Below are 5619 nucleotides of genomic sequence, written 5' to 3' on the forward strand. Positions count from 1 at the left end.
GTCCCACCTCGGGCACGTGTTTTCCCTGTTCAGGGGCTTGTGAGCCTCTGAATGTGTACAAATCTCCTTTTATGGGCCCCTGCGGGGGCCCATTTTTGTTGGTTTCCGTTGCTGTCTGGCGGCTCCTTCTCTTGACTTGGACAGCGGTGTTGCTGTGTACACCTTCATGGCCGGGAGCGCTTGGAACTGCATGACCTGCTGCGACTTCGGGATCAAAAACTCTATGGTCATCCCTGTCGGCAGCCAGAACTCCTGGGAAATTTTCGTTGTGTCCTCGGCAATGTTCTCGAGCAGCGGGCAGGAGCCGGGCCAACCTATCGCGTTTGGTGACGACAAGGGGCGTCGCCGGCTCGAACAGCCGCCACGGCTTTCGCTTGGTCCTGGCCGTTTCTTTTTCCTGTCGGTCAGCCATTGTCGAAATAGATCGGGCCCCCTGGGGACACCCAGCCAAAAAGCGCATTGCGTGGCGCTGTCAGGTCCTGTTCGATGGTGGAGATCCGGGCGTAGCCCGATGATCTGCGCGGGCAGGGGTGCAACTGTCGCGATTGTCCAACCTGAGCGCGACAGTTTTGCGGGCGGGGCATGCGCGAATCCAATTTTCCAGTATCTGTATCTGATTTCTCGCAGCGCCAGTGCGGGCGGACGGTGTCGCGGTGGGGGACCGGCTAACGGGCGCGGGTCGCATGGTTGCTGGAGGCCCTAACGACGCGTGCGTAGCCCTGGCCCTTTGGTCTCTCATGCGGTGGGAATCAGGCTAGGTTTCACTCATGGATGTTAAAGCGCGGAAGCCTTGGTTCCGACCAAACGAGTCCAACCCGGGCTGGCATCCCAGTTCGTTGGAGGGTGGGCGGACCATTGGCGTCATCGTCGACGCGGTGGTTACCGTTGTCGTGCTGTGATGCGGATGTCATCGTGAGCGGCTTCCTTGCCTGGGTCGCGGGTTCCGGCATAGTGCAGGGTCTGATCATGGGCCTAACCTTCGCGTACCTGACCACCGTCCTGGTCTTGAACGCCGTGGCGAAGACGGAGACGAAGACCGTCAATGGCTGGAGCGCGATTCGCAATGCTGGCCATCCAGGCAACGGACTACTCGTTCGTGCGGCCTTGCAGAAGGCGCTCCCGGTTGTCAACGTGTTCGAAGAGGCCGCCTACTGGACAACGACCAGCGATGACGCGGGGAAGCGTCTCAGTGGGGAGCATGCGTATCGCCTTCATTTCTCGGTAGGTCAGCTTCCACCGAATGATGCCTTCTGGTCGCTTACCGCGACGGACACCGTCGGCTATATGGTCAACGCCCCAACCGGGCGGGCAAGCGTGAACGACCACTCTGGTCTCGTGACGAACGCCGACGGCTCAGTCGACATTCTGCTCCAACCGAATCAGCCATCGGGTGCGGCGCAGAACTGGGTAGCGACACCGCCCGGCCGGTTCAAGCTCATGCTCCGCGCCTATCTACCCGGACCGGCCATCGTAGACGGCGGGTACGAGGTTCCGCCGCTCGTCCAGGTGCAGTCATGAATCGCCTGATCCTGAAATACGCCACTCCGGTGACGATCGCCATCCTGGCAATCTTCGCGTGGGTCACCTACCGGCGAATCGCGGCCGGCGGCTTGGGCTCGATCATTCTGCTGGTGGCGACAACTGTGGCCATCTGGGTGATCGGTACGTTCGTCTTCATCTACTTCTGGCCGCGGATCACAGTGGGCGGCTTCAAACGAATATTTGTCCGGCGCGGGCTGGGTGGCGGACCGATCCCTGTGAACACGATTTATGCCGTGCCGGAGAGCCCGTCTCAGTCCGCTTTGTCCGGCAGTGTCATCGCGACCGGCACCGACGACGTCCTGTACTTTGGCGGCTGGTTGGATGTCAACGCCGGACCACAAGTGCTGCACGTGCCCGAGATGGAACAACGCTATTACAGCGTGCAGTTCACCGACCCGACCAGCGGCGCCAACTTTGCCTACGTGGGCAAACGCACCACTGGAACCGCTATCGGCGACTTCCTCCTCTGCGAACCCAAATGGCGAGGATACGCCACACGGCATGACACGGATCGACGTGCCCCACCACGCCGCCCTGCTGATCGGTCGGGTCTTCGTCGCCAACGAAGATGACCGCCACACGGCGTACGAACTCGCGAAGCTGATCCAGCTCACGCCAGCAAAAGGAGCGTGAGCATTCGCGAAAACCGATCCCCACGGCTCCGAACTCGCCACCCACAAGGCGCCCGTCGAGGGATCCCTCAACGGACACTTTGGGGGCGGGCCTAGCACGGCGAGGCAGATCCAGGGTCTGCCAAGCGCCAGGGCTGCCATGGTCCGTGGCCCAACAGTGATCGGGACTTGGCAGCGGCGCGTAAGCTGCGGCAGGGGGCAGCCCTTGCACAAACGTCAAACTCCGGGACATCGCCGCATCAGTGGTCGCCTCTCTTTCACAAGACCCGACAGTCCGGACGTACTTCGACGCCTAACTGCTGGGGCTGCACGGTAGCGACGTTGGGCAGACCATCTTCGCCCTATTCACCGACGAAACGGAGTAACCTTGCAGTGAGCCCGGGCGGCTGGATCCCCCAATACAGTCGTCCGGTAACTCATGTTCCCAGAGTCATCGAACCTGGAAATTCCGGGCGGTCCGCCGCTTAGGGCCAACCACCKCAGTCACGCACCAGCGGCGGCCCGCCATCCTTCGCGACACCCTTGAACGATCACAACAGCCGCGTCGCCAGGAGCACCGAAATCCCGTGCCGGCGTTTTAGCGGCGTGCGTATTGGGAAGCCTTCACAAGGCTGCCCGAAGGGCCGTGTGCTGTGGCTCCTCAGGACGAGTCAATAGCGCGACCATTACTGTTCCGGATTCCTCGCGGTGGAGAAGCGGCTTACGGGGGAGTTGTTTTGGTTAGGAAGCGGTATTCGTAAGCGGAACCTCAATCGTGCAGTGGAGATCCGACGACTTCGAAACCCTGGCTGCTCATCGATCCTGACAGCAGCGGCATCGCTTCGGCAATGCTGCTCCGGACCGAGTCCAGTTTCAAGGAGGCCCGGTGGGCGCTCTCGGATATCCACAACTCGGCAACGAACACCGTGTCAGGTTGGGCGTCGTTAATCCCTACTTCGTAGAGGAGGCAACCCAGTTTCGCAAGCCCGTCGGCTCGCCTGGTGAGGAGTTCTATGAGGCCATCGCGCGCGCCCGGCTTGGTGCCGAGAGTCGGGGAGAGAGGCCTGTCGTGGGTCTATGTGGGTCCCGGGGAGCCGCGCCATGACGACCGGCGCGCGTTTGGCCCGACCAGGCGCCGGGCGGCCTCGGCGATATGTTCGGCGTCGATGCCTGCCCAGGCGAGGAGCTCCTGCCCGGTTCCGGACCCGGGCATGCCGTGCACGGCGAGGTGCGTGATGGACAGGTCACTCGGCGGTGCCGTGAGCAGGGCATCCTTGACCGCTGATCCCAGGCCTCCCTCGATGCGGTGGTCTTCGGCGATGATGACGCGGCCCTGTGTCTCGCCGGCGGCGGTGAGCAGTGTTTCTGCGTCTATGGGCTTGAGGGAGTAACAGTCAACGACGCGGGCCCGGATTCCGTCCGCGTCGAGGATGTCTGCTGCCTTAAGCGCTTCATGAAGGGTGACCCCTGCCCCGACGAGGGTAACGTCGTCGTTGCCGGAGGACCGCAGGAGCTTGGAACCGCCGACCGGGAACTGCTCGGAGGCGCTGTACAGGACGGGGTAGGTGCCGCGGGTGGTCCGGAGATAGCTGATGCCGGAAGTTTCCGCCATGCGCTGCACCAGGGCGGCCGTGCTGGTCGCGTCCGCAGGGTACAGGACGGTCGAACCATGCACGGCCCGGAACATCGCCAGGTCCTCCAGCGCCATCTGGGATGGACCATCGGCGCCAATCTCGACGCCGGAGTGCGAACCGCACAGGCGAAGATCGGCGCTCGAGATGGACCCCATGCGGATGAAGTCGTAGGCGCGGGTGAGGAAGGCCGCGAAAGTCGAGGCGAAGGCTTTATATCCCCGGCTGCTCAGTCCCGTGGCGGCGGCGATGAGCTGCTGCTCGGCGATGTACATCTCGAAGAACCGGCCGGGAAATGCCTTCGCGAATTGGTCCGCATGGGTGGAATTGCTGACCTCGCCGTCCAGGGCAACAACGGCGGGATCGATGCCGCCGAGTGCTGCCAAAGCGTCGCCGTAAGCCTTTCGCGTAGCGACCTTCTCGCCCACTGTGTAGCTGGGGAAGGTTGCGCCGGGAGCGTCGATGCGTGCCTTTGACCCTTCTTCCGGAAGAGGGCCCCGCAATGTCAGGGTCCTTGGACCGCCGAGTTCTGCAATAGCCTTCTCGGCCATGTCGGGCGGTAAGGGTTTTCCATGCCAATCCGGGCTGTCTTCGATCTCGGCGAAGCCTTTGGCCTTGATGGTCTTGGCGAGGATGACAACGGGCTTGCCTTCAGGTGCTTCTGCCGCAGTGGAAAAAGCCTCGTCGATGGCGCTGAGATCGTGGCCGTCGATGACGATGGCCTGGGCGCCGAAAGCCTGGACCCGGCGGGCATAGGACTCCATGTCCCAGCCGAGTTCGGTCTCGCCCCGCTGTCCCAGCCGGTTTACGTCGACGACGGTGACCAGGTTGGTCAGGCCATAGTGGGAGGCCTTGTCCAGGGCTTCCCAAATGGAGCCTTCCGCCATTTCGCTGTCGCCACACAGCACCCACACCCGGTAGGGGAGCCGATCCAGGTATTTCCCGGCGAGGGCCACTCCGACGCCGTCCGGAAGTCCCTGCCCCAGCGAGCCCGTCGCGAAATCTACCCATRGCAGTGCCGGCGTCGGATGTCCCTGCAGGCGCTGGCCGAACCGGCGGTAGCCGGTCATGAGCTCATCATCGGAGACGACGCCGACGGCCTTGAAGACCGAATACAGCAGGGGAGAGGCATGGCCTTTGGAGAAGATCAGGTGATCGTTCGTGTCCAGRYCCGGGTTGTCCCAGTCRTAGCGCAGATGACGGCTGACCAGGACAGCCAGCAAGTCTGCGGCCGACATGCTCGACGTCGGATGGCCGGATCCGGCGGACGTGCTGGACCGGATGGAATCCACCCGGAGCTGCGCAGCGAGTTCAGCGACCTGTGAGAGGTCCTCGCCGACGTTTTCGTGGTTTGCCGCGGGCATGGCGGTGTCCTTCGTCGATGGAACTTGCCGGATCCCTGCAGGGTCTCGCCGGAGGGAGAGTAAGTCAAGACTCTCCGCCCAACACCGGCGGGCACTGCCGGTCCGGATGCACCGGTGCACCCACGCACATCGATCCCCCCGACTGGACCCCGCGCTGCCACCCCTACCGCCATGCGGTCAGGCAGGGCCACCCGGAGTGCAGATGGCCGGCCACTGCGCCATCGAGCCTGCGACCGGCAAGCTCAATGCCGGGGCACCCCGGTCTTGCGCTGCTGCCCGTAACACCGTCAAACCCAACTTCTACGCCGGCCTGATCGGCGATGGACTCCAACGTGACCGGCGCAGCGAAGCCATCGGCATCCTCTCCGCCAACCGGCGTTCCGCCGGGCGCCCGGACCCGGTCGGCCAGTCTCCCGGCAAAGGGAATACCCGGGCGATGGTGTATGTTGCAGTTCCGTCAGAGAAGAACAC

The 5619-nt window shown here is 63.3% G+C and carries 4 protein-coding genes and 1 pseudogene; 3 read left to right on the top strand and 2 right to left on the bottom strand.

What is annotated here, in order from left to right; all coding sequences use genetic code 11:
• The first annotated feature begins 912 nt into the window (after positions 1-912).
• Positions 913-1518, top strand: a complete 606-nt coding sequence (locus tag AC1DHX_RS20115) for a DUF1214 domain-containing protein (RefSeq protein ID WP_476858274.1) — start codon at positions 913-915, stop codon at positions 1516-1518.
• Positions 1515-2114: a DUF1254 domain-containing protein gene (locus AC1DHX_RS20120; protein WP_476858273.1), complete on the top strand. Its 600-nt coding sequence runs from the start codon at positions 1515-1517 to the stop codon at positions 2112-2114. Before AC1DHX_RS20115 ends, AC1DHX_RS20120 begins: the two co-directional genes overlap by 4 nt.
• 808 nt (positions 2115-2922) lie before the next feature.
• Here the strand turns inward: AC1DHX_RS20120 and AC1DHX_RS20125 are convergent.
• Positions 2923-3183 (bottom strand): annotated as a pseudogene (locus AC1DHX_RS20125) (putative quinol monooxygenase); the annotation flags it as partial.
• Positions 3184-3228: 45 nt separating this feature from the next.
• A complete protein-coding gene (locus tag AC1DHX_RS20130) occupies positions 3229-5148 on the bottom strand; it encodes a transketolase (protein ID WP_476900415.1) in 1920 nt (639 codons plus the stop codon).
• 202 nt (positions 5149-5350) lie between these two features.
• Between AC1DHX_RS20130 and AC1DHX_RS20135 the strand changes: the two genes are divergently transcribed.
• A partial coding sequence (locus tag AC1DHX_RS20135) for a hypothetical protein (protein ID WP_476900416.1) occupies positions 5351-5619 on the top strand: 269 nt, incomplete at its 3' end.

It is taken from the genome of Arthrobacter sp. 05N33_2, from assembly GCF_056397425.1.